The organism is Endozoicomonas sp. NE40 (assembly GCF_040549045.1).
Taxonomy (GTDB): domain Bacteria; phylum Pseudomonadota; class Gammaproteobacteria; order Pseudomonadales; family Endozoicomonadaceae; genus Endozoicomonas_A; species Endozoicomonas_A lisbonensis.
This window is the reverse complement of the sequence record NZ_JBEWTB010000002.1, coordinates 1112041-1136362: the sequence shown is the minus strand read 5'-3', so window position 1 is coordinate 1136362 and position 24322 is coordinate 1112041. Positions and strand designations below refer to the sequence as shown.

The 24322-nt window shown below is 49.4% G+C and carries 26 protein-coding genes; 13 read left to right on the top strand and 13 right to left on the bottom strand.

Annotation, left to right across the window (positions count from 1 at the left end; genetic code table 11):
• Positions 1-105 precede the first annotated feature (105 nt).
• The 3 genes from V5J35_RS06055 to zapE form a co-directional block, all read right to left on the bottom strand.
• Positions 106-891 (bottom strand): SDR family oxidoreductase, encoded by a 786-nt coding sequence (locus V5J35_RS06055; RefSeq protein WP_354010385.1) that lies wholly within the window; start codon positions 889-891, stop codon positions 106-108.
• Positions 892-1080: 189 nt separating this feature from the next.
• The gene (locus V5J35_RS06050; protein WP_354010384.1) at positions 1081-2439 is read right to left on the bottom strand and encodes an MATE family efflux transporter; all 1359 of its coding nucleotides are present in this window, start codon (positions 2437-2439) and stop codon (positions 1081-1083) included.
• A gap of 138 nt (positions 2440-2577) precedes the next feature.
• Complete coding sequence (gene zapE, locus V5J35_RS06045) at positions 2578-3681, bottom strand: cell division protein ZapE (RefSeq protein ID WP_354010383.1); 1104 nt, start codon at positions 3679-3681, stop codon at positions 2578-2580.
• 285 nt (positions 3682-3966) lie between these two features.
• Between zapE and V5J35_RS06040 the strand changes: the two genes are divergently transcribed.
• Both V5J35_RS06040 and V5J35_RS06035 read left to right on the top strand, forming a co-directional pair.
• A complete protein-coding gene (locus tag V5J35_RS06040) occupies positions 3967-5460 on the top strand; it encodes an ankyrin repeat domain-containing protein (protein ID WP_354010382.1) in 1494 nt (497 codons plus the stop codon).
• A gap of 173 nt (positions 5461-5633) precedes the next feature.
• Entirely contained in the window at positions 5634-6152 is a 519-nt protein-coding gene (locus tag V5J35_RS06035) for a Z-ring associated ZapG family protein (protein WP_354010381.1), read from the top strand.
• A gap of 176 nt (positions 6153-6328) precedes the next feature.
• Here V5J35_RS06035 and V5J35_RS06030 read toward each other — a convergent pair whose 3' ends face one another.
• The gene (locus tag V5J35_RS06030) at positions 6329-6976 is read right to left on the bottom strand and encodes a hypothetical protein (protein WP_354010380.1); all 648 of its coding nucleotides are present in this window, start codon (positions 6974-6976) and stop codon (positions 6329-6331) included.
• Between the two features lie 207 nt (positions 6977-7183).
• The gene (gene trxB, locus V5J35_RS06025; RefSeq protein WP_354010379.1) at positions 7184-8146 is read right to left on the bottom strand and encodes a thioredoxin-disulfide reductase; all 963 of its coding nucleotides are present in this window, start codon (positions 8144-8146) and stop codon (positions 7184-7186) included.
• A gap of 307 nt (positions 8147-8453) precedes the next feature.
• Here trxB and V5J35_RS06020 point away from each other — a divergent pair, with 307 nt between their 5' ends.
• The 3 genes from V5J35_RS06020 (at position 8454) to V5J35_RS06010 (ending at position 10999) form a co-directional block, all read left to right on the top strand.
• A complete protein-coding gene (locus tag V5J35_RS06020) occupies positions 8454-9794 on the top strand; it encodes a PTS sugar transporter subunit IIC (RefSeq protein ID WP_354010378.1) in 1341 nt (446 codons plus the stop codon).
• Positions 9795-9897: 103 nt separating this feature from the next.
• Positions 9898-10629, top strand: coding sequence for a sulfate transporter CysZ (cysZ, locus tag V5J35_RS06015; RefSeq protein WP_354010377.1), 732 nt, complete (start codon positions 9898-9900; stop codon positions 10627-10629).
• 28 nt (positions 10630-10657) lie between these two features.
• Positions 10658-10999: a histidine triad nucleotide-binding protein gene (locus tag V5J35_RS06010; protein ID WP_354010376.1), complete on the top strand. Its 342-nt coding sequence runs from the start codon at positions 10658-10660 to the stop codon at positions 10997-10999.
• Between the two features lie 69 nt (positions 11000-11068).
• Here V5J35_RS06010 and V5J35_RS06005 read toward each other — a convergent pair whose 3' ends face one another.
• On the bottom strand, positions 11069-11479 hold the full coding sequence (locus V5J35_RS06005) for an OsmC family protein (protein ID WP_354010375.1): 411 nt from the start codon (positions 11477-11479) through the stop codon (positions 11069-11071).
• 223 nt (positions 11480-11702) lie between these two features.
• On the opposite strand from V5J35_RS06005, the gene crp reads away from it, so the two are divergent.
• From crp to V5J35_RS05980, 5 genes are all read left to right on the top strand, one after another.
• Complete coding sequence (gene crp, locus V5J35_RS06000; RefSeq protein ID WP_354010374.1) at positions 11703-12371, top strand: cAMP-activated global transcriptional regulator CRP; 669 nt, start codon at positions 11703-11705, stop codon at positions 12369-12371.
• Positions 12372-12437: 66 nt separating this feature from the next.
• Positions 12438-12881, top strand: a complete 444-nt coding sequence (gene sodC, locus V5J35_RS05995) for a superoxide dismutase [Cu-Zn] SodC (protein WP_354016290.1) — start codon at positions 12438-12440, stop codon at positions 12879-12881.
• Between the two features lie 19 nt (positions 12882-12900).
• On the top strand, positions 12901-12987 hold the full coding sequence (locus tag V5J35_RS05990) for a hypothetical protein (protein WP_354016530.1): 87 nt from the start codon (positions 12901-12903) through the stop codon (positions 12985-12987).
• Between the two features lie 291 nt (positions 12988-13278).
• A complete protein-coding gene (locus V5J35_RS05985) occupies positions 13279-13761 on the top strand; it encodes a GNAT family N-acetyltransferase (RefSeq protein ID WP_354010372.1) in 483 nt (160 codons plus the stop codon).
• A 109-nt stretch (positions 13762-13870) separates the two neighbouring features.
• Positions 13871-14407, top strand: coding sequence for an NUDIX hydrolase (locus tag V5J35_RS05980; protein ID WP_354010371.1), 537 nt, complete (start codon positions 13871-13873; stop codon positions 14405-14407).
• A 190-nt stretch (positions 14408-14597) separates the two neighbouring features.
• Here V5J35_RS05980 and trpC read toward each other — a convergent pair whose 3' ends face one another.
• The 7 genes from trpC to rpe all read right to left on the bottom strand — a co-directional run bounded on the left by trpC (position 14598) and on the right by rpe (position 21632).
• A complete protein-coding gene (gene trpC / locus V5J35_RS05975) occupies positions 14598-15407 on the bottom strand; it encodes an indole-3-glycerol phosphate synthase TrpC (protein ID WP_354010370.1) in 810 nt (269 codons plus the stop codon).
• Between the two features lie 21 nt (positions 15408-15428).
• Positions 15429-16463 (bottom strand): anthranilate phosphoribosyltransferase, encoded by a 1035-nt coding sequence (trpD, locus tag V5J35_RS05970; RefSeq protein ID WP_354010369.1) that lies wholly within the window; start codon positions 16461-16463, stop codon positions 15429-15431.
• 56 nt (positions 16464-16519) lie between these two features.
• Positions 16520-17098, bottom strand: coding sequence for an aminodeoxychorismate/anthranilate synthase component II (locus tag V5J35_RS05965; protein ID WP_354010368.1), 579 nt, complete (start codon positions 17096-17098; stop codon positions 16520-16522).
• Position 17099: 1 nt separating this feature from the next.
• Positions 17100-18626, bottom strand: coding sequence for an anthranilate synthase component I (gene trpE, locus V5J35_RS05960; RefSeq protein WP_354010367.1), 1527 nt, complete (start codon positions 18624-18626; stop codon positions 17100-17102).
• A gap of 384 nt (positions 18627-19010) precedes the next feature.
• A complete protein-coding gene (locus tag V5J35_RS05955; RefSeq protein WP_354010366.1) occupies positions 19011-19994 on the bottom strand; it encodes a carbohydrate kinase family protein in 984 nt (327 codons plus the stop codon).
• 201 nt (positions 19995-20195) lie between these two features.
• Positions 20196-20885 (bottom strand): phosphoglycolate phosphatase, encoded by a 690-nt coding sequence (locus V5J35_RS05950; RefSeq protein WP_354010365.1) that lies wholly within the window; start codon positions 20883-20885, stop codon positions 20196-20198.
• A 69-nt stretch (positions 20886-20954) separates the two neighbouring features.
• Positions 20955-21632, bottom strand: a complete 678-nt coding sequence (gene rpe, locus V5J35_RS05945) for a ribulose-phosphate 3-epimerase (RefSeq protein ID WP_354010364.1) — start codon at positions 21630-21632, stop codon at positions 20955-20957.
• 403 nt (positions 21633-22035) lie between these two features.
• Here rpe and rplM point away from each other — a divergent pair, with 403 nt between their 5' ends.
• The 3 genes from rplM to V5J35_RS05930 all read left to right on the top strand — a co-directional run bounded on the left by rplM (position 22036) and on the right by V5J35_RS05930 (position 23874).
• The gene (rplM, locus tag V5J35_RS05940) at positions 22036-22464 is read left to right on the top strand and encodes a 50S ribosomal protein L13 (RefSeq protein WP_262596735.1); all 429 of its coding nucleotides are present in this window, start codon (positions 22036-22038) and stop codon (positions 22462-22464) included.
• Positions 22465-22476: 12 nt separating this feature from the next.
• A complete protein-coding gene (rpsI, locus tag V5J35_RS05935) occupies positions 22477-22869 on the top strand; it encodes a 30S ribosomal protein S9 (RefSeq protein WP_262566283.1) in 393 nt (130 codons plus the stop codon).
• A gap of 363 nt (positions 22870-23232) precedes the next feature.
• The gene (locus V5J35_RS05930; RefSeq protein WP_354010363.1) at positions 23233-23874 is read left to right on the top strand and encodes a hypothetical protein; all 642 of its coding nucleotides are present in this window, start codon (positions 23233-23235) and stop codon (positions 23872-23874) included.
• The last annotated feature ends 448 nt before the right edge of the window (positions 23875-24322 follow it).

The window sequence follows — 24322 nt, the reverse complement described above, 5'->3', positions numbered from 1 at the left end:
AACTGATAGCTTTGTTCAGCAATATGAAAAGTTGCGAGGCTTTAGGTTATAAAACACCAAACCTCGCTGCCAGTAATGGCGTGGTAAACTCAAAGGGCAGGCAGTTTATAAGCTCTTCATACGACCACCGTCTACAGCCAGACTGCTGCCAGTAATATAACTGGCAGCATCGGACAGCAGGAAGGTCGCGGCTTTAGCGAACTCTTCTGCTTTGCCGTAACGCCCCATGGGGATATCGGCCTCAATTATGGCGCGAGCCTGATCCCGTGAGGTACCACTGCGCCCGGCAATGTATTGATTTAACGCATCCATACGGTCAGTTTGGATACTACCGGGGATCAGATTGTTAATACGAATGTTATCTTCAGCCAGCTGGTCTGCCAGACTTTTTGCCAGGCTGGCGACACCGGAGCGCATAACCGTACTCAGGGTCAGGTAGTCAACTGGTTCTTTGATGGTAGATGATGTCAGGGTCAGTATGCTGCCGCCGTTGACCTTGAGGGCTGGCAATGTTTCGCGAATCAGGCGTACAGCGCCCATCAGGGTGAGTTCAAAGGCGTTTTGCCAGGCTTTGTCGTCCAGTTCGTCAAAAGCCCCCGGAGGTGGTCCGCCAGCATTGATCACAACACCATCGATATGCCCAAAATCGTCCAGGGTTGAGAGAACCCAGTGGCGGATACTTTCCTGGTTTCGGGCATCGAAAACATAACCACGAACTTCCGAGCTGGTTTCGCTGCTGATGGTTGATGCCGCCTGTGCGATTTTATCGGGTGTGCGGCTGGCAATTGATACTTTTGCCCCTTCAGCCGCCAGCTGTCGGGCAATTCCCAGACCCAGGCCAGAACTGCCTCCGGCCACCATGAAGACTTTGTTTGTTATATTTAGATTCATCGTACTCCTCCATCCGAGTGACTGATTCTAACGTCAAATGTCTTCTAAATCAGCTACGCCCTGAAAGATTCTGAAATAATCTGTTATGAGTTTTTGTTGGAAGCCTATGGTTATTTCTGACCTCCCTGACCAGTAGACAGGGAGGGTAAGATTCAGGTATCAGATAGCCTGAGTGTTATTGTAACCTGTTTAAGCACTGCGCATTTTCCGGATCAGGCGAACCACCATAAAACCGGCTGACAATGTCAGTCCTGTGACAATGCCAACCCAGAAACCCCGGACACCCATGGCAGGCATCAGCAGGTCAGTCATGGCAGCGGTGTATCCCAGTGGCAGGGCGATGCCCCAGTAAGCGATACAGGCCAGAAGCATAGGTGTACGGGTATCCTTATAGCCTCTCAATGCGCCATTGGCTGCAGCCTGTATAGCATCGCTGAACTGATAGACGGCAGTGAACGTCAGAAGGGCTACCGCCATTTCAACGATTTCAGGTTCACTGGTGTAAAGGCCGATAATCTGGTCTGGAAACAGCAGCAGAGCACTGGAAGAGACCATGGCAACCATGCCTGCCAGCAGAATACCACTGATGGAACGTAATCTGGCTTCAGCGGTGTTGTTTTGCCCCAGTGCATGGCCAACCCTGATCGTAATACCAAATGACAGGCTCATTGGAATCATATAGGTCATGCTGGAGAAGTTCAGGGCAATCTGGGCAGAGGCGATATTGTTGGCACCGAGTTTGCCGATCAGCAGTGCAATCACTGCAAAGATACTGCCGCAGACAAAAATATTGATGCCAATGGGCAAGCCCAGTTTGAACAGTTCAAACATGCGCTTCATGCGGGGCATCATATTTTGCGGAACCACATAAACCTTATAACGGTGTCGTGCAGTAATATACAGAATCATCATCAGAGACATCAGCCAGTAGACAAGACCTGTCGCCCAGCCGCAGCCAACAGCGCCCAGCTCAGGTAAGCCCAATTTGCCGTATATCAGCAGATAGTTAACAGGAATGTTCACCAGCAAACCCAGCAGCGACATCACCATTGGCGCCCGGGTATCGCCCATGCCTTCCAGAAAACTGTTAAAGGTGTAGAACAGGGCGATGCCCGGTACACCAATAGCAAGGGCCTTTAGGTAGCCAACACCGATGGGGATTACCTCCGGGTCAACGTTCATAAAGGTCAGAATATTTTCACTCTGGCTCAGGTAAGCAATCAGAACCAGTGCCGAGAGCAGGGCAATCCAGATTGTCTGGCCAATGTCTACCGATATGCCGGTCTGGTTGTCGGCACCACGGTGGTGAGCCGTTACCGGCGTCAGCATCATCAGGATGCCTCGTAAAAGGAGACTGGCAGGCAACCAGAGGCTGGTTCCTACCGCAATGGCTGCCAGGTCACGGGCGCTGGCCTGACCGGCCATGCTGGTATCGACAAACCCCATGGCACTGGTCGCCAGTTGGGTAATAATGATGGGTAAAGACAGGCGCAGGAGCGCCCTGGATTCATTCAGAAAACGATGGAATGAAAAACTGTTGGAGTGCATTAATCAAAGTCGTCACACCTGTACTCCATGCCGGGGGTGGAAGCAGAATGGCGTGTCGGGCATAAGCAGGTGGCCAGTGCGGCGACGGGATTCTATCAGACTGTCCCATCGAATCTGCTATACGTATTTTGAACAGGTTTAAACGACGGCTGACCGATGAGGCTGTGCCAGGTATTCTCTCGACTGCATTTCCTGCAGGCGGCTGAGAGTGCGGTTAAACTCAAAACTCAGTTTGCCTTCGGCGTACAGTTCTGGCAATGGTACTTCAGCAGAGACAACCAGCTTGACATGGCGATCATAAAACTCGTCGACGAGGTTGATAAAGCGGCGAGCCTGGTCGTCCTTACTGGCGTTCATTTGTGGAATGCCTTCAAGTATGACTGTCTGAAACAGGCAGGCAAGCTCAATATAATCATTCTGGCTGCGGGGTCCGTCACATAAGGCCGTAAAGGTAAACCAGGCAAGGTCTTCGCAGCTGTGTTTACAGGGGATTTTCCGGCCAGCAATCGTAACAGGCTGATTACCCGTTGCATGGTTAAAATCGGCGGCCAGCGAGGCGAAAGCATCGGTTAGTCGCGTACTGGTCTGTTCGTTCAGAGGGTAATGCCAGGTTTCAGCCTGCTCCAGCAAACGTAGCCGGTAGTCAACGCCGCCATCCACATTAACGACCAGCGTATGTTCTTTTAACAGTGCAATAGCAGGCAGAAAACGGGCGCGTTGCAGACCATCTTTGTAGAGCTGGTCAGGTTCGACATTGGAAGTGGCTACCAGCGTCACACCCCGCTGGAACAGTTGCTCAAACAGTCCGCCCAGAATCATGGCATCGGTAATATCAGACACAAAGAATTCATCGAAGCAGATAATCCGGGTTTCGCCAGCCAGCTTATCCGCTACTTTTTCCAGAGGGTTCTTTTCGCCTTCCAGCTTTGTTAATTCAGAATGCACTCGTCGCATAAAATGATGGAAGTGCATGCGCATTTTCTGCTGAAAGGGCAGGCAGTCAAAAAATGTATCCATCAGATAGGTTTTGCCGCGCCCGACGCCGCCCCAGAAATAGAGCCCCAGAACCGGTGTTTTGTGCTTTGATGTAAACGGATTAAGGCGTTGCAGCCATGAGGGTGACGGAGTGGCTATTAGTCGGTCATAGAGGTTTTGTAACTGCTTAACCGCCGCCAGCTGGGCAGGGTCCGGCATAAAGTCGTCGCGTTTCAGGTCTTGCTGGTAGCGTTCCTGCGGAGTCATGCTGCTTTTCATTGTCAGGTCTGGCAAGAGTTATTGGTTGTTATGGCTGCTGGTGATGATGCAGTTGCTGGTCAATGTACCACTGGTTTGGTTTTTTACCAAAGTACTCCCATACTCACGACCTTTCAAAGTCAGGAAACTACTGTGGTTGTATCGGGTACAATAATTTTATTAAACGCTCTTTGTCGAAAGTCTTTCAATATCCTCACCCGGACAAGTGTAATCAGTAGCTTCGGGCTTTCGGTTGCGCTCGGTGCGCCTCCGAATCATTATGATCTGGAAGTATTGAGACTTATTCCTGATATAGTTGAAGCGACAAACGCACTGAGTACGCGCTTGGTCTGCAATGATCCGGAACAGCAGAACGCTGTTATTGACTGGTTCCGAACTCCGTTGCCCGCCGATAGTCAGGCAGTATCGGGCAACAACCGCACCGACTATCCTGTATCCTACTGCGTATCAGCCAACCTCCAGCACTTTGTTAATCTGATGTTGACCGTTTTGGTCGATATTCTTTGTGAACGAGATGAACTTACCCTGATTACTGAAATTCTCTCGTTATCCACCACAGATACTCCACCTTTGCATACTGCCCTGAGGCTGGGTCACTATCCTGTAGCCAGGCATTTAATAGATGCTGGAGCTGCTCTCGAGGTGACTGGTTCTAATGTGCCACTTGTTTTGGATTATGTGAATCTTATAGAAGGACCGCTTCGTATGGGTTTTATACGAAGCCTGGTCACCCGGGGAGTGAACCCAAACGCCAGTGATTCAGACGGTTCAACGCTGGTACATCTGGCGGTGACTACGGAAGATGTATCGACGGTGAGGTTTGTGGTCGAACATGGAGGATCAATTAGAAGGATTGATGGGTTTGGGCGAAGTCCAATGCATATTGCGGCCGCTCTTGGGTATCTCAGGATAGTGAAATATTTGCACCGGCTCAATTGTGGCAGAATTAATGCCTCCAGAGGAAGGAACAGTCACTACACTCCACTGCACGAAGCGGCTTTTGCCGGTCATTCCAGAGTCGTAGCCTATTTGCTTATGCAGCCCGGAATTGATATTGAAGCTGTCACCACAGAAGGGCAATCTGCTCTCCATCTGGCAACCCTTGAGGGCCATGTAAATATTGTTGCGGCCTTACTGGTATTCGGGGCAGACAGAACGGCTATAGATGATGAGGGACAGACTCCGATCCACAATGCTGTCATTACCCGGCAAACGGAAGTTATTCGTTTATTGCTATTCCCCCCGGAGGCAGCGCTTTTGAGTTTGACAGTGATAGATGATTTCGGGCGTCAGCCTGTGCATATTGCAGCGTTAACAGGCAACCTGCACGTTGTTGAGTGGTTGCTCCGGATACTCCCTGAAAGCCTTAATTCGGGAGATAGTGAAAATGATAACTTTACTCCGCTGCATGAGGCGGCATTCGAACAGCAGAGCCATGTGGTTGAGTATTTGATCCGGCAGCCAGATATCAATATTGAAGCCCTTACAGATCAAGGGCAAACACCTCTTCATGTTGCGGCCAGAAATGGAGCTATGGTCTGCGTGACAGTACTGATGAATGCAGGGGCTAATGTTCAGGCAGAAGACCTTCTTGGAAGGACTCCTCAGGCTCTGGCTTTGGAATTTGGACATTTTGCTGTGGCCGGTATTCTGGGAGAGAGATTACTCAGTTGCGTGTATGAATGTTTTCAAGCCAATGAGTTTCAGTTGATAGCGCCTGAAGTCATCGAGTTACCCGATGGCATGCTGGAGGAGAGTAAAGAGTGAGTAACCTGCGTAAAGAACCGCCAGACCTATGTATACTTTGGCATGGAAAAATTATAACGTAAGCAAAACTGGCTTTCAGGATCGGGGAGTGGTTTCTCTTTGAACAGTAAGCATTATCTGAGTCATAGGCAGATGAAGCCAGAACGTACCATTGAGGCAATACTGTGGAAGATATGAATGTAGTTTGGTTTGTAGGTAGTCTGGCGTTTCTGGGGGGGATGCTGGCAGGGGCATTGCTATACCATCTGCTGGCCGGGTCTAAGTCTGAACGGGGCAAGCTGCAGAATCAGCTGGATGAACTGCAGAACGACTTCAAAGATTATCAGAACAAGGTATCTGACCATTTTGGTACCACAGCACACCTTATCAACAAGCTGACTGACAGCTATCGTGATGTTCATGAACACATGGCGAGTGGCGCGGAAAACCTGTGTGAAGATGAAGTGGTAAAAAATCGTCTGAGTGACGCACTGTTGAGCAGCAATGCCCTGCTGTCTGGAAAGATTACCAAGCGCAGGACCGAGCGCCCAAAGGCGGTGGAGCAGCCAAAGGACTATGCTCCGAAGCAGGCTCCGGATGAAAAGGGAACCCTGTCTGAAGAATTCAGTGTGAAACCTGAAGATAAACCCGCCGCACCAGCGGTAGAGGTCGGCCCTGTCAACCCAATGCCTGGAGAGAAGCAGGCCAGTTAATGACAGGTGATACCCGTTCCGCCTTCTAAATATGACTTGCTCATGGCCATATTTAGCAGGCGGAACGGGTATAAGACACTGATGCCTTTTGCCAGTTTAGAAGCCTGACTTAATATCCGGACAGACCGGACACAGAAGAACTAAAGCAAGTCGCATGAGGTGAAGCGATAACGTTGTTAAAAAATATCGTAGCCCAAAGAAACTGCCTCACCTTTTTCATTTGTTATTTGACAAAACTCGATTTTGCTATCTGCAAGCCTGTGAAACCACTGTATAGCGGGTTCCCCTGTTCGAAATAACTTCGATGTTATTTCTTTACCCTTGCTATTCCAGTCACAAGCTTTTTCGAAGGTTTTCGAATGATAGAGGCATAGTTTACAGCTGATGTTAAACCATGGGTCACATACGAAAAAATCATTTTGCTCAAAATTTTTAAAATCTTTTATTGGCATAATGTCAAACTGGGCAGGGGTATCGGTCAGTACCAAAAACACATGCAGCCCGTTAATATAAGAAGCTAGCCAGATGTTGGGGATTTTCCTTTTTATACCCTCATTAGCTGCAATCTGTGCATACTCGAGACAATTACCACACCTTTTTTCCTGCTCCCATGTTTCCAGAATTTCGATCCTGCTCTGCACTGGATGCTTACACAAGTCTATATGTGACTGAAAAGCTTTCTGCCGATTCGAATTACGTCGAAGTTTGTCGTCTTCAGCCACACTTCCATATTGCAGGCTATATACTTTGTTTGCTGTTTTCAGAGTACCCCGAAAATACTCGCGAGCAAATTCTGAAAGCTCCCATGCCTGGATTAAGGGCATCTTCACAGACTCCTTAATTGAGTTAAGGACGAAATGCATGGGTTACAGTTTAGCGAACGGTTGAGTAACTCTCGCACTGGCCAGGAACTTTCTGCACTGTGTTATCAAAAGCATCAATACAGTAATACCAGGGCTTGTGGAATGATTTAGCCGGAAGGCGGAATTGGTATGAGAGCAGGGAATCCTGCTCTCACGCTTTGGGTATGCTTAAGCCTGAGAATCCAGATATTTCTCTGCATCCAGGGCAGCCATACAGCCGGTTCCTGCGGATGTAATCGCCTGGCGGTAAACGTGGTCCATAACATCTCCCGCCGCAAACACACCTTCTTTGGACGTCAGGGTAGCATTGCCTTCGAGGCCGCTGCCGACAATGATATAACCGTCTTTCATCGTCAGCTGTCCGTCAAAAATGCCGGTGTTTGGTGAGTGGCCAATGGCAATAAAGCAACCGAGGGCATCAATGTCCTGTGTCTCTCCGGTCAGTACGTTTTTAACCCGTACACCGGTGACGCCCATGTCATCACCCAGTACTTCTTCCAGTACCGAGTCCAGTACCAGGCGCATGTTGCCATTCTCTACCCGATCCATCATTTTATCCTGCAGAATTTTTTCTGCCCGGAAGCCCTGACGGCGATGAATCACGGTCACAGTTCTGGCAATGTTGGACAGATACAGCGCTTCCTCAACCGCTGTGTTACCACCACCGACAACAACGACATCTTTATTCTTGTAGAAGAATCCATCACAGGTAGCACAGGCTGATACGCCTTTGCCCTTGAAAGCGTCTTCACTGTCCAGTCCCAGATAACGGGCGCTGGCACCGGTGGCAATAATCAGGGCGTCGCAGGTGTAGGTATTGCTGCCTTTCAGGGTGTAAGGCTTTTTGCTGAAATCGACTTCTTCGATATGATCGAAAACGATTTCTGTGCCAAAACGTTTGGCATGTGCTTCCATATCCACCATCAGGCCCGGACCCTGCAAACCTTCAGAGCCTCCCGGCCAGTTATCAACATCCGTGGTGGTAGTCAGTTGTCCGCCCTGTTGCATACCGGTAATGATGACCGGCTCCAGGTTGGCGCGAGCGGCATAAACTGCGGCGGTGTATCCGGCCGGGCCTGACCCGAGAATAAGCAGGCGGCAGTGTCTTGGAGAAGGTTTAGCTTCGCTCATTTTTATACTCCTTGGAATGCGGCATCCTGCAGATGTCAGCGCAAGCATTGTCAAGATTAATTGTTGAGATGACTAGTCGAAAACTGAAAGCTTGAAAACAGAAAACAATAATAACACCGGTCAGGATTAGAACCAGTGAGTATTAGCATTTAAAGGGTTGATCTCTCAGACCTGCCAACCCCTTTCCACCGTAAGCACCCAGTTCTAAATCAGCTTTTTTGCAAGATTGTAAACAGAAGGTTTTTTACTTGACCACTCCATTTGTCGTGCAAAACTTTGAGCATTACAGGTTTAGGGTAATGCTGCATTGAAAGTAGACAAAATAGTGGAAAAACGGATGGCCGTTATGGAGCAGCGGCTACTGTCGATGGCTGACAGGCTGGGTCGCATAAAGTATCTGGCGGCCATTCGTGACGGTATGATTAACGCAATGCCGTTACTGATTGCCGGGTCGCTGCTCCTGCTTCTGCTGAATCTTCCGGTGACCGATCCGAAGTCGGTTGTTTATGTAGAATGGTATGCCAAATTAATGGAGGCACATAAAGCCGACTGGATGCAGCCCTTTTATGCCTCACTGGGCATGGCCTCCATCTTTATCAGCTACGGCATCGGTTCCAATCTTGCCAGGCTTTATAAGCTGCCTGCTACTCCGGGTGGGTTTCTGGCGATGTTTGCTTTTTTTCTGGTGGCAGCGCCGGTTGATGGCTGGCCGCCCGCTATGGATGCACGCTTTCTGGATACTAATGGCATATTTACATCCATCGTGTTCAGCCTGTTTGCGATTGAGGTGTACCGGTTCATGTGTTCAAAGGGGATGACGATACGTTTACCCGAACAGGTACCGCCAGCCATTGCCCGTTCTTTCGAGGCTTTAACTCCGGTGATCGCGCTGATAGTCATTTTGCAGCCGCTCAACCTGTTTGTGGCCAGCCTGGGCAAAGGTGGTACGCTGATTCCTGAACTGGTAACCGTTGCCTTTGCGCCACTGGTGTCGGCCATTGATACACTGCCAGGCCTGTTGATGATTGTGTTCGGTTTTCATATTCTCTGGTTCTTTGGTATGCACGGTTCCAATATTCTTGGCGGTATTGCGGCACCGGTTGCCCTGGCTAACTTTCAGGCTAATAACGCTGCATTTCTGGCGGGTCTTGCAGCCCCCACCATCTATGCAGGTTCCTTCCTTGATATGTTTGTGCTGATTGGTGGTATCGGCTCTACGCTGGGGCTGGCGATTGCCATGTCAATGTCTGATAACGCGCACCTTCGTTCTATTGGTCGCATCAGTATCGTTCCCGGCATTTTCCAGATTAATGAACCTGTGATGTTTGGCACCCCCATCGTGATGAATCCGATTCTTGGCATTCCCTTTATGGTCGTGCCGCTGATCAGTACCACCATTGCCTACTTCGCTGCTTATCACAACCTTGTTGGACGGGTCGTGACTCTGGTACCGTGGACTACGCCTGCGCCACTTAGTGCATTGCTGGCTACGGACTTTTCAATTCCGGCGCTGATCCTGAGTCTCAGTCTTCTGGTTTTCTCGACTCTGGCCTACCTGCCATTCCTGAAGATGTATGAAAAGAAACTGGAAGCCGACCGGCAGTCTGAAGAAAGTGAGAAAGAGCTGGTGGCAAGCCCGGCAAAATAAAGTCACTTTCATAGAGAGGCTGAACCTGTGATGGCTGCCAGCCCTTGTTATACTGGCGAGCAGGACATGCGGCATTCCAATAACGAAGCATAGAGTTGAAAGCATGAATGAGTCTGTTACCAGTGGTCCCGGGTATTTTCTGGAAGGTTTGAAAAAATTGCCAGATCCTGACATTCGCTGGTTTGTTCTGTTTCCGCTGATGCTTAATCTGCTGGTGTTTGGTGGACTGATCTATCTGACCTTCCGGCAGTTTAGTATCTGGATGGAAGACCTGTTCGGCTGGATACCGACCTGGCTGTCCTTTCTGGAGTATCTGCTCTGGCCGATACTGTCCATGGCGGTGCTGGGCGTGGTTTTCTTTACCTTTACGATTCTTGGTAACTTAATCGCAGCCCCTTTTAACGGGCTGCTGGCAGAAAAAGTCCAGCGACTGAATGGGGCTGATGATCTGCCGGATTATGAGTTGAAAGACTGGTTGGTTCTGCTGCCCCGAACCGTTTGTCGTGAGCTTCGTAAACTGGTGTATTACCTGCCCAAGGCGCTGGTGCTGCTGGTTCTGTCGATTATCCCGGTGGTTAATCTGGTCAGTCCGGTGCTCTGGTTTCTGTTTAACAGCTGGATGATGTCGATCCAGTATTGTGATTACGCTGCAGATAACCGGGGAGTGTCGTTCAATGACATGCTGGTCAGACTTCGGGAGCAGCGTAGCGGTGTGTGGGGTTTTGGTGCAACGGTCTCTTTAGTGTTGCTGGTGCCTTTTATAAATCTGGTGATCATGCCTGCTGCCGTGGTAGGTTCTACCCTGCTGTGGGAGCGTCAGATTGAACGCCCCTGATGAGTTGGGACAGAATGGAGAACCGTTAATGAGCTGTCTTTTCTGCAAGATGGTGGAAGGTGAAATCCCCACAAACAAGGTGTATGAGGACGATGAGCTGCTGGCGTTTCGGGATATTAATCCTCAGGCACCGACGCATATCCTGATTATTCCGAAAAAACACATTGCCACACTGAACGATACTTCAGCTGATGATCAGTTATTGCTGGGTAAAATCATGCTGAAAGCCAGAGAACTGGCGGTTGAGGAAGGTTTGGAAGACGACGGCTATCGTGTTGTGCTGAACTGCAACAGTCATGGGGGGCAGTCCGTTTATCATATCCACCTGCATCTGCTGGGTGGGCGTCAGATGGCATGGCCTCCGGGTTAAGTTCGGGGGTTTACGATTCTTTCCGATGACTTTCATTGGAAAGAATCATCGGAAAGAATCGACAGACAGTCAGGCTTCAACCACTTCGTAGCTGTGGCTGACTTCAACGCCACCTTTGCCCAACATAATGGAAACCGAGCAGTATTTATCGGCCGACAGGTCGACGGCACGTTTTACCTGTGACTCTTTCAGTTCTTTGCCTGTCACCACAAAGTGCAGGTGAATACTGGTATAAACCGCTGGCACTGAGTCGGCACGTTCAGCCTTGATCTCGACCTTACAGTCAGACACATTCTGGCGGGATTTTTTCAGGATGCTCACCACATCCACTGATGAACAGCCACCCACACCCATCAGGACCATCTCCATTGGAGAGGGCGCTGACTTCTCTCCCGGCTGTGCATCCATAACGACGGAGTGATTGCTGTCGGTGAGACCCAGAAAGCGATCATCGCCAACCCATTTTACCTGCGCTTGCATTGAATTATTCCTTAAATAAGGGTTTTAAACCGGATGTAAAGCTGGTATCAACTAGTAGAATTTTGCAATACTACGATTTTTATTAGAACCAGAGGCTGCCTGCGAAGGGTATAGGAAAAAATTAACCGGAACCAGTAAAGTGTACGGGTTGGGTTCTATGCATTGACTCACCTGGTATTTCTTTTATTTCAGAATAAAGATAATAAGAGTCTGGAAGAATACAATGACAATGATTGCGCAGTCAGATAGCAGAATGGATAAGTTTCTGTCAGTAGGGAAACGCAAGAACTATAGACCCAGAAGCACAATCCTCTGTGCTGGTGAAGCCTCATCCTCCATCTACTACATCATCCAGGGTACCGTGTCTGTCGTGATTGAAGACACCGACGGACGGGAAATGATTGTCACCTACCTGAATCCGGGACAGTACTTTGGTGAGATGGGCTTGTTTGATGAAGAGTTCGATAAACAGTCCGATGAAAAGTTTGGTGAGAACCGGGCTCCAAGAAGTGCCTGGATCAAGGCCAGGTCAGCCTGTGAGGTGGTTGAAGTCAGTTACGACCAGTTTTATGGCCTGATTAAGGAAGATCCGGGACTGTTGCTGGTACTGTCCGGACAGTTGGTGAATCGACTGAAGGAAACGACACAGAAGGTTGGTGACCTGGCCTTTCTGGACGTCAGTGGTCGTGTAGCAAGAACGCTGCTGGATTTGTGCAAACAGCCTGATGCCATGACTCATCCGGATGGTATGCAAATCAAGATTACCCGGCAGGAAATTGGCCGCATTGTCGGTTGTTCCCGTGAAATGGTGGGGCGGGTCCTGAAAGACCTGGAGGCTCAGGGGCTGATTTCTGTTAAAGGTAAAACCATGGTGGTGTTTGGAACACGCTGAGTTTTTCATTGGTAGACAGTTCATAGCTGGCTATATTTGCTGATGGTAATCACGAAGAGGCTGGCTATGAAAGTCACCAATCTGTATCTGCCCCTGTCTATGCCTTTCAGGGCTTCGTTGCTCACCGTTGCCATTCTGGCTGGGTGTTCTTCTGATAATTCAGTAGAGGTGGTCATGAACCGGGTAACGCCCGACGGTATTGGCCCTGAGATTGGCACCATTACTCTGGAAGAAGTGTCGAGCGGATTGCAATTTACACCGGATTTGCACGACCTTGTGCCGGGCGAACACGGTTTTCATGTTCACGAAAACCCGTCGTGTGAGCCGGCTGAAAAGGACGGCAAGATGGTTGCAGCCCTTGCAGCGGGTGGTCATTATGACCCTGATAAAACCGGTCGGCATGCTGGCCCTGAAGGCGACGGCCATAAAGGAGACCTTCCGGTCCTGATGGTTGATGAAAAAGGGTTTGCCAGGTCGCCGGTGGTGGCAAGGCGTTTAAAAACTGTCTGAAGTCAAAGGACGTTCATTGATGATTCATGAGGGAGGAGATAACTACTCCGATAATCCGCCAATGGGTGGGGGCGGTGCCAGAATTGCCTGTGGGGTAGTGAAGTGACCGATAAAAATGCTCCAACGTCATCCCCGTGAAGGCGGGGATGACGGGGAATAATATAAAATGGTAAACGCCTGTCAGATATTTGCTTACTCAGGCACACTACAGCTACCTTTTCCTTCAGTTAACGATATTATTTGCTGGAGTGACAGGGCTATGAAATTATAATGCGCACACAGGGAAATCAGTTATATAAATGGTTTTCCTGTGTGTACAGACTACAAACGTTATGCACATAGCCAATAAAAAGAAGCAATAGGAATAAAATGAAAATTAAAAATATCGGAGAAATAAGTGTCAGAAGTACAGATTAGAAAAGCAAATATTGATGATGCTAGCCTTATTCTTAGCTTTGTAAAAGAGCTGGCAATATATGAAAAAGCTGAGAATGAAGTTATAGCCACAGTCGAAGATATAGAGAAAAATCTATTTGATGAAAGCACAACAACAGAAGCTGTAATTTGTCTTTACGGTGGTAAGCCTGTTGGATTCGCAGTGTACTTCTTGAATTTTTCAACGTGGCTTGGGAAAAACGGTTTATACCTTGAAGATTTATATGTCAGCCCTGAGTTTCGTGGTTGTGGAGCTGGTAAAAAAATGCTCAAACATTTAGCGCAATTAGCTGTTGAATATAATTGTGGCAGGTTTGAATGGTCAGTATTAGATTGGAACGAGCCAGCTATAAAATTCTATGAATCAATTGGTGCGAAATCACAAAGTGAATGGGTTGGGTATCGCTTGCAAGGTCAGGCACTTGAGAGTTTTGCCAAAAGTTAAGCACGCATATAACAAATGGCTCCAGTTCTTCGTTCCGGGGTTTTGCCCTCCCCCCGGCTGCCTTCGGCGGCGGCTTAACCAGGCGTGATGAGTCTGAGGAATACGCTCAATGGAAATCAAAACTTTAGAAAGTAGAACGGTTTATTCAAACAAATGGATGAGCGTACGTGAGGATAAAATTCTCAGAAATAGTGGTCAGGAAGGGATTTTTGGTGTTGTTGATAAATCTGATTTTGCGGTAATTCTTCCTATACAAGATCAGTATATTTATTTGGTAGAACAATATCGTTATCCTGTTAAAGGCAGGTGGTGGGAACTACCACAAGGGGCTTGGGAGAGTGAGCCTGATGCAGATCACCTTTCACTGGCTACTGGTGAATTAAAGGAAGAAACTGGACTTATTGCGGGAAGAATGAAGTATGTTGGACATCAATACTTAGCTTATGGATTTTCAAACCAGGGCTATCACATCTACCTGGCTACTGATTTAAAGGCTGGAAGTAAAAATTTAGATATTGAGGAAGAAGGGCTGATTTCTCAAAAATTCAATATCAAAGAATTTGAGTCCATGATAATTAATGGAAAAATAAAAGATGCTACAACTGTAAATGCTTATGGCCTTGCAAAGCTAAGGGGCTTGCTGTAGGTGGATAAGCAGATGTTATCTGGCGTGACCGCCCCCAACTTTAGGAGACTGTCGCAGAAATCTAGATTTGTAGGTTGGGTAGAGCAACGCGAAACCCAACATACCCGATACTCTTGGGTGTTGGGTTTCACTGCGTTCTACCCAACCTACGCAAAATTGGGTTTGCGATAGCCTCTTAGTTGGGGAGCAGTCACAGACGGTGTCCAAACAAGGTTTTCAGACCATCACCGGGATTATCCTGTCGCATAAAGGCTTCCCCGACCAGAAAGCTGGTAACGCCTCGGGCAAACATGGCATCAACATCTTCAACGCTGTGAATACCACTTTCAGTAATAACCTTGCGATCTGCGGGAATAGAAGACAGCAGCTCAAAGGTATTATCCAGGGTGACTTCAAATGTGTGCAGGTTACGGTTATTGATGCCAAGCAGGGTACCCTGCAGAGGCAACGCTCGTCTGAGTTCTTCTGCACCGTGGACTTCCACCAGAACGTCCATACCCAGATCAAGGGCGACGCTGCTCATTTCAACCAGCTGCTCATCGGTCAGGCAGGCGACGATCAGCAGTATACAGTCGGCGCCCAGCATCCGGGACTCGTAGATCTGCCATACGTCAACCATAAAGTCTTTACGCAGAACCGGCAGGGAGCAGGCATCACGTGCCTCCTGCAGGTATTGCTCAGAGCCCTGAAAAAAGTCGCTGTCCGTCAGAACAGACAGACAACTGGCTCCCGCCTGCTCATAGCTTCTGGCGATGTCGGCGGGATGAAAGTTTTCCCGGATCACACCTTTGCTGGGAGAGGCTTTTTTGATTTCTGCAATAATTCCCGCCTGGCCGTTCGAGGTACGCTGTTCCAGACTGTTTGCAAAGCCCCGGGCCGGAATGGCAGCCCGGGCTCTGGCCACCACTTCATCAGGAGAAAGCGACTTTTGTCGTTCAGCAATCTCTTCAAACTTGCGTTCGACGATGGTCGTGAGAATAGTAGGGGTAGACATAGACATTCCTGTTAATCCGCTAGCCTGTTATTCAGCCAGAGCGCTGGTAAAGGTAGACAATTCATGCAGTTTTTCCAGAGCCTGACCGCTGTCAATGATATCCTGAGCCATGGCAACCCCCTGCTGCATGGTCTGGGTCACACCGGAGACATAAATAGCGGCACCGGCATTCAGGGCAATCATATCGGCGGCTTTTCTGGCATTGATACTGTCACGTTTACCGAGGGCATTGCGAATCAGTTCCAGAGATTCTGCAGAATCTTCAACGCTCAGTCCGATCAGGCTTCGTGACTCAATATCAAAGTCTTCGGGCTTGATCACGGTTTCAGAAATGTTGCCCTCTTTCAGTTCGACAACAAAGGTTTCGCTGGCAATACTGATTTCATCCAGACCATCCTGGGAATGAACCACCATCACGTGTTTATTACCCATCTCTTTCAGTACTTCAGCCATGGGGCGACACAGTTCCTGGGTAAACACACCAATCACCAGGTTGGGTACACCGGCCGGGTTGGACATTGGGCCAAGAATGTTGAAGAAGGTGCGGATGCCCAGCTCTTTACGGATAACAGCCACATTTTTGGTAGCGGCGTGGTGTGCAGGTGCGAACATAAAGCCAACACCAATTTCCTCAATACAACGGGCTACCTGTGCCGGAGAAATATTCAGGTTAACCCCGCTGCGCTCCAGCAGGTCTGCGCTGCCGCTGGAACTGGATACGCCCCGGTTACCGTGTTTGGCCACATGGGCGCCAGCGGCTGCCGCGACCAGAGACGACGCTGTGGAGACATTAAACAGATGCGCGCCATCACCGCCGGTACCGACAATATCGACCAGATGGTCGGCATTAACATTCACATGGGTTGCCATTTCCCGCAGTACAGTGGTGGCACCGGTAATTTCCTCGATGCTCTCACTTTTCATGCGCATGGCGGTCAGGAAAGCGCCAATCTGACTCTGGGTGCACTGACCGGACATGATGTCACGCATTACGGCAATCATTTCGTCACGGCTCAGGTCGAGGTTTCGTACCGCCAGTGAAATGGCTTCTTTTATATTCATGATGGTTGCTCTAATCCTTGTTGTTTAAATAGTTGTTTAAATCGTTGCTGCTCTAATCAGATCTTCAGAAAATTTGCCAGTATGTCATGACCGTGGTGGGTCATAATGGACTCCGGATGGAACTGTACCCCTTCGACAGGCAGTGTCTTGTGACGCACACCCATGATTTCATCTTCCCGGCCGTCATCAAACTGTGTCCATGCCGTAACTTCCAGACAATCTGGCAGTGATTCTTTTTCAATGATCAGGGAGTGGTAGCGGGTGGTAGTGACAGGGTCTGGCAGCCCGGCAAAAACGCCTTCGTTTTTGTGATAAATGGGAGAGGTTTTGCCATGCATCACCTGACGCGCCCTGACCACTTTACCGCCGTATACCTGTCCGATGCTCTGGTGTCCGAGGCAGACGCCCAGTATCGGTAATTCACCCTGAAAGCGGCGAATAGTTTCCATGGAAACACCGGCTTCATTGGGTGTGCAGGGGCCGGGTGAAATAACAATCCGTTCCGGGTTGAGCTTTTCAATATCAGCGATCGTGATTTCGTCGTTACGATGCACTTCAACCCTGGCACCCAGTTCACCAAAGTATTGCACCAGATTCCAGGTAAAGGAGTCGTAGTTGTCGATCATTAACAGCATATTACTGGTTCTCCGGAATGCTGGTGGCCTGGCGGACGTTATGTTCAGAACTGTGCGTGAAACCGGTTTGAGCCATGGCAACGGCACGGAACAGAGCCCTGCCTTTATTCATGGTTTCTTTCCATTCCAGTTCTGGCACCGAGTCTGCAACAACGCCAGCACCGGCCTGAACATGTAGTTGACGATCTTTGATAACCGCCGTTCGGATGGCAATGGCGGTATCCATATTACCGTTCCAGCCAAGATAGCCCACAGCACCACCGTAGACACCGCGCTTCACAGGTTCCAGTTCATCAATGATTTCCATGGCACGTACTTTTGGGGCTCCGCTGAGGGTGCCAGCGGGCAGGGTCGCCTTGAGTACGTCGATCGCATCCAGCCCCGGTTTCAGGTGACCAGTGACGTTGGACACAATATGCATGACATGGGAGTAACGTTCGACAATCATTTTGTCGGTCAGGGTCACGGAGCCGGTTTGAGCCACACGACCAACGTCGTTTCTACCAAGATCGATCAGCATCAGGTGTTCAGCGAGTTCCTTGGGGTCGTTCAGCAGTTCCTGTTCCAGAGCCCGGTCCTTTTCTTCGGTTTCACCCCGTTTTCGGGTACCGGCAATTGGGCGAACAGTGATCTCTCCGTCTTCCAGACGTGCAAGGATTTCCGGCGATGAGCCTACAACGTGGAAATCCCCCAGATCCATGTAATACATATACGGCGACGGGTTAGTACTGCGCAGGGCGCGGTACAGGTTCAGTGGAGAACTGTCGTAAGGGATGGTCATACGCTGGGAAGGCACGACCTGCATGGCATCACCTGCCAGAATGTACTGGCGGATAGTCTCTACAGCAGCCTTGAAAGGTGCTTCGCCAAAACCAGACTGGAAGTCTTCTTCTGTGACAGGGTTCAGAGATGCCTGAACGGGTGCCTGAACGTTGGTAGTCTGCAAGCGGCGAACCAGATCGTCGAGCCGGTACTCGGCTTTGGCAAGCGCCGCCTCGTCGGAAGCGTCAGCGTGAGTAACCAGAATCAGTTTGCCGCTGAGGTTATCGAACACCACCAGTTCATCGGAAATCATCAGCAGAATATCGGGGGTTCCGAGTTCATCGTGGGGGGCGGAGTGTTTCAGGCGGGGTTCAATATAACGGACGGTGTCGTAAGCAAAGTAACCCACCAGTCCGCCGGTAAAGCGGGGCAGCTCTGGCAGTTCTGGCATTTTATAACGATCTTTAAAGTCATTAATAAAAGCCAGAGGGTCATCGCTTTCATGGCGCTCGACGATTTCACCGTCCGTTTCGAGAGTAATGGTATGCCCGTGAACCCTGAGAACACTGCGGCAGGGCAGGCCGATCATTGAGTAGCGACCCCACTTTTCTCCGCCTTCAACAGACTCCAGCAGATAGGAATAGCGACCATTGGCCAGTTTGAGATAAGTGGTTAAAGGTGTGTCCAGGTCCGCAAGGATTTCCCGGGTTACGGGAATGCGATTGTATCCTTCACGGGCCAGACGCACGAAAGCTTCAGGCGTCATAACAGTCTCTTGTCAGTAACGGTTTGTTTTGCAGTGGTCATCACTGTTGGTGATGCTTGTCAGCACTGGGGCTGCTTATAAAACGGGGTACGACACTTGGTCAGGGAAATTTCAGGCACAAGGCCAGACAGACCATCGCCAGGAAGGGATAGCTTGGGAGGAAGGGCTGTTTGGCACCATGTCACAGTGATTCACTGTTGACTCCACGCTATGTCAGTTGGATCTTGCCAGTAATCGGGGGCTGGCATTGAATTGAGCAGCTTGAAAATAGCTTATAAAGTATCTTCGAAGTTGGAAGGGTATACGACTGTTGTGTGTATTGCAAATGTCCGCATAAGCGTACGTAAGTATCCAGCACGGGCTGTTGTGAGGCGTGGCTTTGCTTCAAAGAATACAGCTTCCTCTTGGCTGTTCACCGACTGCCTCTTCAGGTTCGGTGCAGCTGTCAGGAATCCTCAGTTCAATTTCACGGCTCTGGATAAACAAACGCACTTCATCAGGTGTTGGAAAATACGTTCTGCCGCCCAGATAGGTAGCAACAATGGCTGCAAATGCCGAGGCAAATTTCATTCTCTGTGCCAGCCCGAAGTTTTCCAGAAGGCCATAGGCATAAGCGGCATGATAGGCATCACCGCAGCCTGTGGTGTCTACAACAGCCACCTCGAAGCTGGGTTGATGAATAATGGTACCGTGTTCTGATGCCCAGCTGCCGTTGGTGCCATCTGTAATCACCAGCTGGGCATCGGTCATCTGGCTTAACTGGTGCAGGCAGGATTCTGCCCTTTGCTCATGGGTAATAAACTGCGCAGCTTCGAGTGGAAGAATAATGTGGCTTCCCAGCGCCAACATCGTTTTCAGGTGCGAGATGTGACCCGCTTCCATATCGAGGACGGAAGGAATGCCTTTTTCTCTGGCCACTTGCAGCAGGGCAATAACGCCTTCAGCGTCATAGCAGTCGATAAACAGCAGGCGGGTGTTGTTCAACCATTCCGGCTTGATATCGGCAGGTGTGAGGGGGCGATAGTTTTGTGTCGAGTAAAACACGGTTCGCTCCCCGGAATCAGGATCTACTTCTATAAAGGCAAGGGCTGGAGCCGCAGACGGGGCTGTCAGCATAAGACCTGTTTCAACACCCCAGCGAACCAGTTCTGAACGGACAATGTCGCTCTGGATATTGTTGCCAAGGAAACCAAGAAAGGCGGTTTTTAACCCCAGCGATGTCAGACCGCAGGCACCATTGGCGGCAGGAGCCCCGCCCTGAATCAGGACGCTGTTCACTTCGTGCTTGCGACCCTGAACGTACTCTTCAGGTAGTACTACAAACAGGTCGATTACATTTCGGCCTGCCACAATCACATCGAAGGTCATCGGTTTGCTCTGTATTAAATGAAAAGTGAGGCTTAAGGATTGGGTCTGTGAGTGTTTTGCCGACAGCTTTCCTTTTATGTCCTGCTGAGCCAGGGAAAGGACAGTCTATGGAAGAATAGTCTATGGAAGAACAGGTGTAATCAGGAATGGGGTTGTCGACCCTCTGACAATAGGATGCCAGAGGGTCGACAGAGGCGAGGTTCAGAGCAGCCTGTCAAGGGTTGGAACAATCAGATCCGGATTCGATGTTTCAATCGGCTCGCCGTGATTGTAACCATAGGGCAGGGCAATCACTTTCACACCGGCAGCCCGGGCGGCCTTGATATCATTGCTGGAGTCGCCAATCATCAGGGCTGTATCCGGGCTGGCCTCAGCCTTTTTAATGGCATGCAGCAGCGGCAGAGGATGAGGCTTTTGCTCATCCAGACTGTCTCCGCCCAGACTGATTTCGAAAAAGTGATCAATGCCCATCAGTTTTAACAGCTTTTCAGTGAAAATCTCGGACTTGTTGGTCACAACAGCCTGCTTTACACCTTTGTCAGCCATAGCCTGAAGGAAGTCTTTGACACCTGGATAGAGGTGGCTGTGCTGACCCACTTCGATAGCATAGTGGTGCTTGAAATTGTCGTAGGCTTTCACAAACACGTCACGGTTAACAATACCTGGCTGGTCGCCCGCCATGTCATCAACCAGGGCGCGCTTAACCAGCGATGGAATACCGTTGCCCACCCACAGACGGACCTTGTCTTCACCCGCTTTGGGCAGGTTCATATCGTCCAGCATGGCATCAATGGAGATGGCCAGATCCGGAACGCTGTCGACCAGCGTTCCGTCCAGATCGTACATGATCAGTAGTGGCAGGTTGCCTGCCGTGAATTCAGTCAGTTTCATGTCTTTCTTCTACCTGATAGCGTCTGTGGATGGTGTCTGTGAATAGCGTTTGTGGACAGACCCGTGAAATTAAACCGGATCAGCCTTGGACAGTTCTTCACGCATCTGGCCAATCACGGTTTTGTAGTCGTCTGCATTAAAGATGGCAGAGCCTGCAACAAATGCATCAGCACCGGCTTCGGCAATCTGGCGGATATTCTGGACGCCAACGCCACCATCAATTTCCAGACGGATATCCAGACCACTGTCATCAATAATTTTGCGAACCCTGCGCAGCTTCTTCAGGGTAGTAGGAATAAACTTCTGGCCGCCGAAGCCGGGGTTTACGGACATCAGCAGAACCATATCCAGCTTGTCGATCACGTATTCAATAATGTCCGGGCTGGTGGCCGGGTTCAGCACCAGACCGGCTTTGCAGCCACTTTCACGGATCATTTGCAGGGTGCGGTCGATGTGGTGGGATGCTTCCGGATGGAAGGTAATCATACTGGCACCGGCTTCAATAAAATCCGGGATCAGGCGGTCTACCGGATTCACCATCAGGTGTACGTCAATCGGGGCCGTCACACCGTGGTTACGCAGAGCCTTGCAGACCATCGGGCCAATGGTCAGGTTCGGGACATAGTGGTTGTCCATTACATCAAAGTGAACCCAGTCAGCTCCGGCTTCAATTACCTGATCTACTTCTTCACCCAGACGGGCAAAATCGGCAGAAAGAATGCTGGGAGCAATAATAAAGTCACGCATTGTGCAGTGTTCCAGTCTTGAGGTCTGTCAGGGGTTGGCGGGATTTTAGCGGTTTGTGGGGCTGATGTCAGTTCTGGCCTTTCTGCCATCCAAATAAAGGGAGGTTAAGCCTTTTACAGGTCAGGCGGTGGCAAAGGTGATTATTTCAATAGCAATAAATGTCATATTTTACCCGGCGCTATCCGTAATTGGCTAATTTGTCCAGATAATTACCTCAACAGGGGTTTTTTTCCTGTTTTCAGCCGCTATAATACGGCTCCCGTTTCCCAATTGAGCGCCCAATGTTTGAGCAGGCCGATTCGGGAACTATTAGCCTGGTTTCTAATTCTGCAAGGTTCACGCTGCGCAGGAACGGCCAAGTAAGAACAGGTATTGCATCTGTAATACTCTTGAGGCGAATTTAATGAAAACTTTTAGTGCAAAGCCAGAAACTGTAAAACGTGACTGGTACGTAGTAGACGCTGAGGGCAAAACCCTGGGTCGTCTGGCTACCGAGATTGCTTCCCGTCTGCGCGGTAAGCACAAGCCTGAATACACCCCTCACGTTGACACCGGCGACTACATCGTTGTTGTAAACGCTGAGAAGGTACACGTATCTGGCCGTAAAGCTACTGATAAGATGTACCATCGTCATACTGGTTATGTTGGCGGCCTGAAGTCCATGAGCTTCGAAAAGCTGATCGCTCACAAGCCAGAGATGGTTATCGAAACTGCTGTTAAAGGCATGCTGCCACGTGGTCCTCTGGGTCGCGCTATGTTCAGCAAGCTGAAAGTGTACGCTGGTGCCGAGCACAAGCACACTGCACAGCAGCCAAAGCAACTGGAAATTTAATCGGGGGTAGTCATGTCTGTGACACAATACTACGGTACTGGACGTCGTAAGTCTTCTACCGCTCGCGTATTTCTGAAGTCTGGCTCTGGCAGCATCGTTGTTAACGGTCGCTCCCTGGACGAGTACTTTGGTCGTGAAACTGCTCGCATGGTAGTACGTCAGCCTCTGGAGCTGACTGAACTGCTCGAGAAGTTCGACATCAAAATCACCGTTTCCGGTGGTGGTGGTTCTGGTCAGGCTGGTGCTATCCGTCACGGTATCACCCGTGCTCTGATGCAGTACGACGAATCCCTGCGTCCTACTCTGCGCAAAGCGGGTTACGTTACCCGTGATGCTCGTGAAGTTGAACGTAAGAAGGTTGGTCTGCGCAAAGCGCGTAAGCGTCCTCAGTTCTCCAAGCGTTAATGGGAATACGTCTCCGGACGTTTTTCTGGCGTTCCCGTTTCGGGAACGCACGCAAAAAAAATGCCTGCTTTATGCAGGCATTTTTTTTGCGTCAACAAAACAGATTATTGAAAAATGCGACTCATGTAGAGAAAAGTGGCTTTACCCTGAACAATATGAGCGTTAAAGCAATTGGCAGATGAAAGTCTTCTGTGGCTTTTTGACATTGAGCATGGTGTCCAGATCGATCTTAGCTATGTTGTTCATGAGGGAGACAGGTCAGCGAGCAGAGAGGGGGGCTCTATTTTCGTTGAATTCTCTCATGGCCGCCTCTGACTGAAAAATTGTCCGAAGCATTAATTCTGAATAACTGGTGATCGGATAATGAATGAAATGCAAAACGCAAATCTACTATTAACCTTCGCGCGGAATTTTTTCAGGGGATCCTTAAAATCAAGTAACAAAATCTATTCTGATGCCTATGGACATGCTTCACCACTAAAGAAGCAAGAGCGCCTGGAAAGTGCCGTTAAGGCTGGATATAGAATAGCATCCCTGAGAAAACATCAGCACTATTCCGAGAGGATACAGCTGCTGTTCGCAAGTGATCCCCGGCAAAGAGCTGGAAACTGTGCTGAGTACGCTATAGTAGCTCTCTGGCAGGGGATTCAACTGCGTATTCCCAATATCTGGCTTGCTAAGGGATGTGGTCATTCTTTTATCGTGCTTGCCAGAGAGCTTCCTTCCAAGATGACTTTGAATGATTTCCAGTATTACATGGATCAGGATTTCTATGTGTGTGACCCGTGGTCTGGTCTATGTTGTGAGATGCATCTGTTTCCTGTGTTGCTTATGGGACAAGCAACCAGCTGGGAGGCTGAGGGCAAAGAAATTTGGACTGAGCCTACCCAGACTCAACAAGCTACCAAGTGGGTTCAACAATTACTTATACGTGAGGCATCCTTTTTTAGAATGTCCTACAGCAATGGAAATCCAACGGATTTATATGATCAAAACTTCACCTGAAGCTGATGAGTATAATCGCTCGCTCCAACCTGCCTATTGGTCCGTCAAGTACCTGATCAAACGAAATTGCTCAAAGAAGGGGGGCTTTTGGTCGCTGAGGGGATCTGGTGGTAGTGCTAACCTCGTCATTCAAAATTCTTATTTTGATATTTTTTTATAGTGTCATTTTCCTGCTTCACAAGGCCTGGGAAACATTGAATGCATCGCGAAACGCACGTTTCACTGGCGCTCTACGGCAGGTACAAAAGTACGATAACCAACGTCGTCTGGCTGAGAACGGTATAAAGCCTTACAAAATACAAAGACAAGCCTTTTTAGAAAGCACTAAAAGCAGTATCATTACGTACCACCACGCTTAGTGGATAGGTAATAATACAGAATGGTGAGAACGGGGGATGAAGAAAAAAGTACCTGAAAACCGGTGTTTTTTTTTCAACAAGAGTCATCA

Bases quoted from the DNA above. Each gene is read 5' to 3' on its own strand.
- V5J35_RS06055 (WP_354010385.1), bottom strand. From the start codon at position 891: ATGAATCTAAATATAACAAACAAAGTCTTCATGGTGGCCGGAGGCAGT.
- V5J35_RS06050 (WP_354010384.1), bottom strand. From the start codon at position 2,439: ATGCACTCCAACAGTTTTTCATTCCATCGTTTTCTGAATGAATCCAGG.
- zapE (WP_354010383.1), bottom strand. From the start codon at position 3,681: ATGACTCCGCAGGAACGCTACCAGCAAGACCTGAAACGCGACGACTTT.
- V5J35_RS06035 (WP_354010381.1), top strand. From the start codon at position 5,634: ATGAATGTAGTTTGGTTTGTAGGTAGTCTGGCGTTTCTGGGGGGGATG.
- V5J35_RS06030 (WP_354010380.1), bottom strand. From the start codon at position 6,976: ATGCCCTTAATCCAGGCATGGGAGCTTTCAGAATTTGCTCGCGAGTAT.
- trxB (WP_354010379.1), bottom strand. From the start codon at position 8,146: ATGAGCGAAGCTAAACCTTCTCCAAGACACTGCCGCCTGCTTATTCTC.
- cysZ (WP_354010377.1), top strand. From the start codon at position 9,898: ATGAATGAGTCTGTTACCAGTGGTCCCGGGTATTTTCTGGAAGGTTTG.
- V5J35_RS06010 (WP_354010376.1), top strand. From the start codon at position 10,658: ATGAGCTGTCTTTTCTGCAAGATGGTGGAAGGTGAAATCCCCACAAAC.
- V5J35_RS06005 (WP_354010375.1), bottom strand. From the start codon at position 11,479: ATGCAAGCGCAGGTAAAATGGGTTGGCGATGATCGCTTTCTGGGTCTC.
- crp (WP_354010374.1), top strand. From the start codon at position 11,703: ATGACAATGATTGCGCAGTCAGATAGCAGAATGGATAAGTTTCTGTCA.
- sodC (WP_354016290.1), top strand. From the start codon at position 12,438: ATGAAAGTCACCAATCTGTATCTGCCCCTGTCTATGCCTTTCAGGGCT.
- V5J35_RS05990 (WP_354016530.1), top strand. From the start codon at position 12,901: ATGATTCATGAGGGAGGAGATAACTACTCCGATAATCCGCCAATGGGT.
- V5J35_RS05980 (WP_354010371.1), top strand. From the start codon at position 13,871: ATGGAAATCAAAACTTTAGAAAGTAGAACGGTTTATTCAAACAAATGG.
- trpC (WP_354010370.1), bottom strand. From the start codon at position 15,407: ATGTCTATGTCTACCCCTACTATTCTCACGACCATCGTCGAACGCAAG.
- trpD (WP_354010369.1), bottom strand. From the start codon at position 16,463: ATGAATATAAAAGAAGCCATTTCACTGGCGGTACGAAACCTCGACCTG.
- V5J35_RS05965 (WP_354010368.1), bottom strand. From the start codon at position 17,098: ATGCTGTTAATGATCGACAACTACGACTCCTTTACCTGGAATCTGGTG.
- trpE (WP_354010367.1), bottom strand. From the start codon at position 18,626: ATGACGCCTGAAGCTTTCGTGCGTCTGGCCCGTGAAGGATACAATCGC.
- V5J35_RS05955 (WP_354010366.1), bottom strand. From the start codon at position 19,994: ATGACCTTCGATGTGATTGTGGCAGGCCGAAATGTAATCGACCTGTTT.
- V5J35_RS05950 (WP_354010365.1), bottom strand. From the start codon at position 20,885: ATGAAACTGACTGAATTCACGGCAGGCAACCTGCCACTACTGATCATG.
- rpe (WP_354010364.1), bottom strand. From the start codon at position 21,632: ATGCGTGACTTTATTATTGCTCCCAGCATTCTTTCTGCCGATTTTGCC.
- rplM (WP_262596735.1), top strand. From the start codon at position 22,036: ATGAAAACTTTTAGTGCAAAGCCAGAAACTGTAAAACGTGACTGGTAC.
- rpsI (WP_262566283.1), top strand. From the start codon at position 22,477: ATGTCTGTGACACAATACTACGGTACTGGACGTCGTAAGTCTTCTACC.
- V5J35_RS05930 (WP_354010363.1), top strand. From the start codon at position 23,233: ATGAATGAAATGCAAAACGCAAATCTACTATTAACCTTCGCGCGGAAT.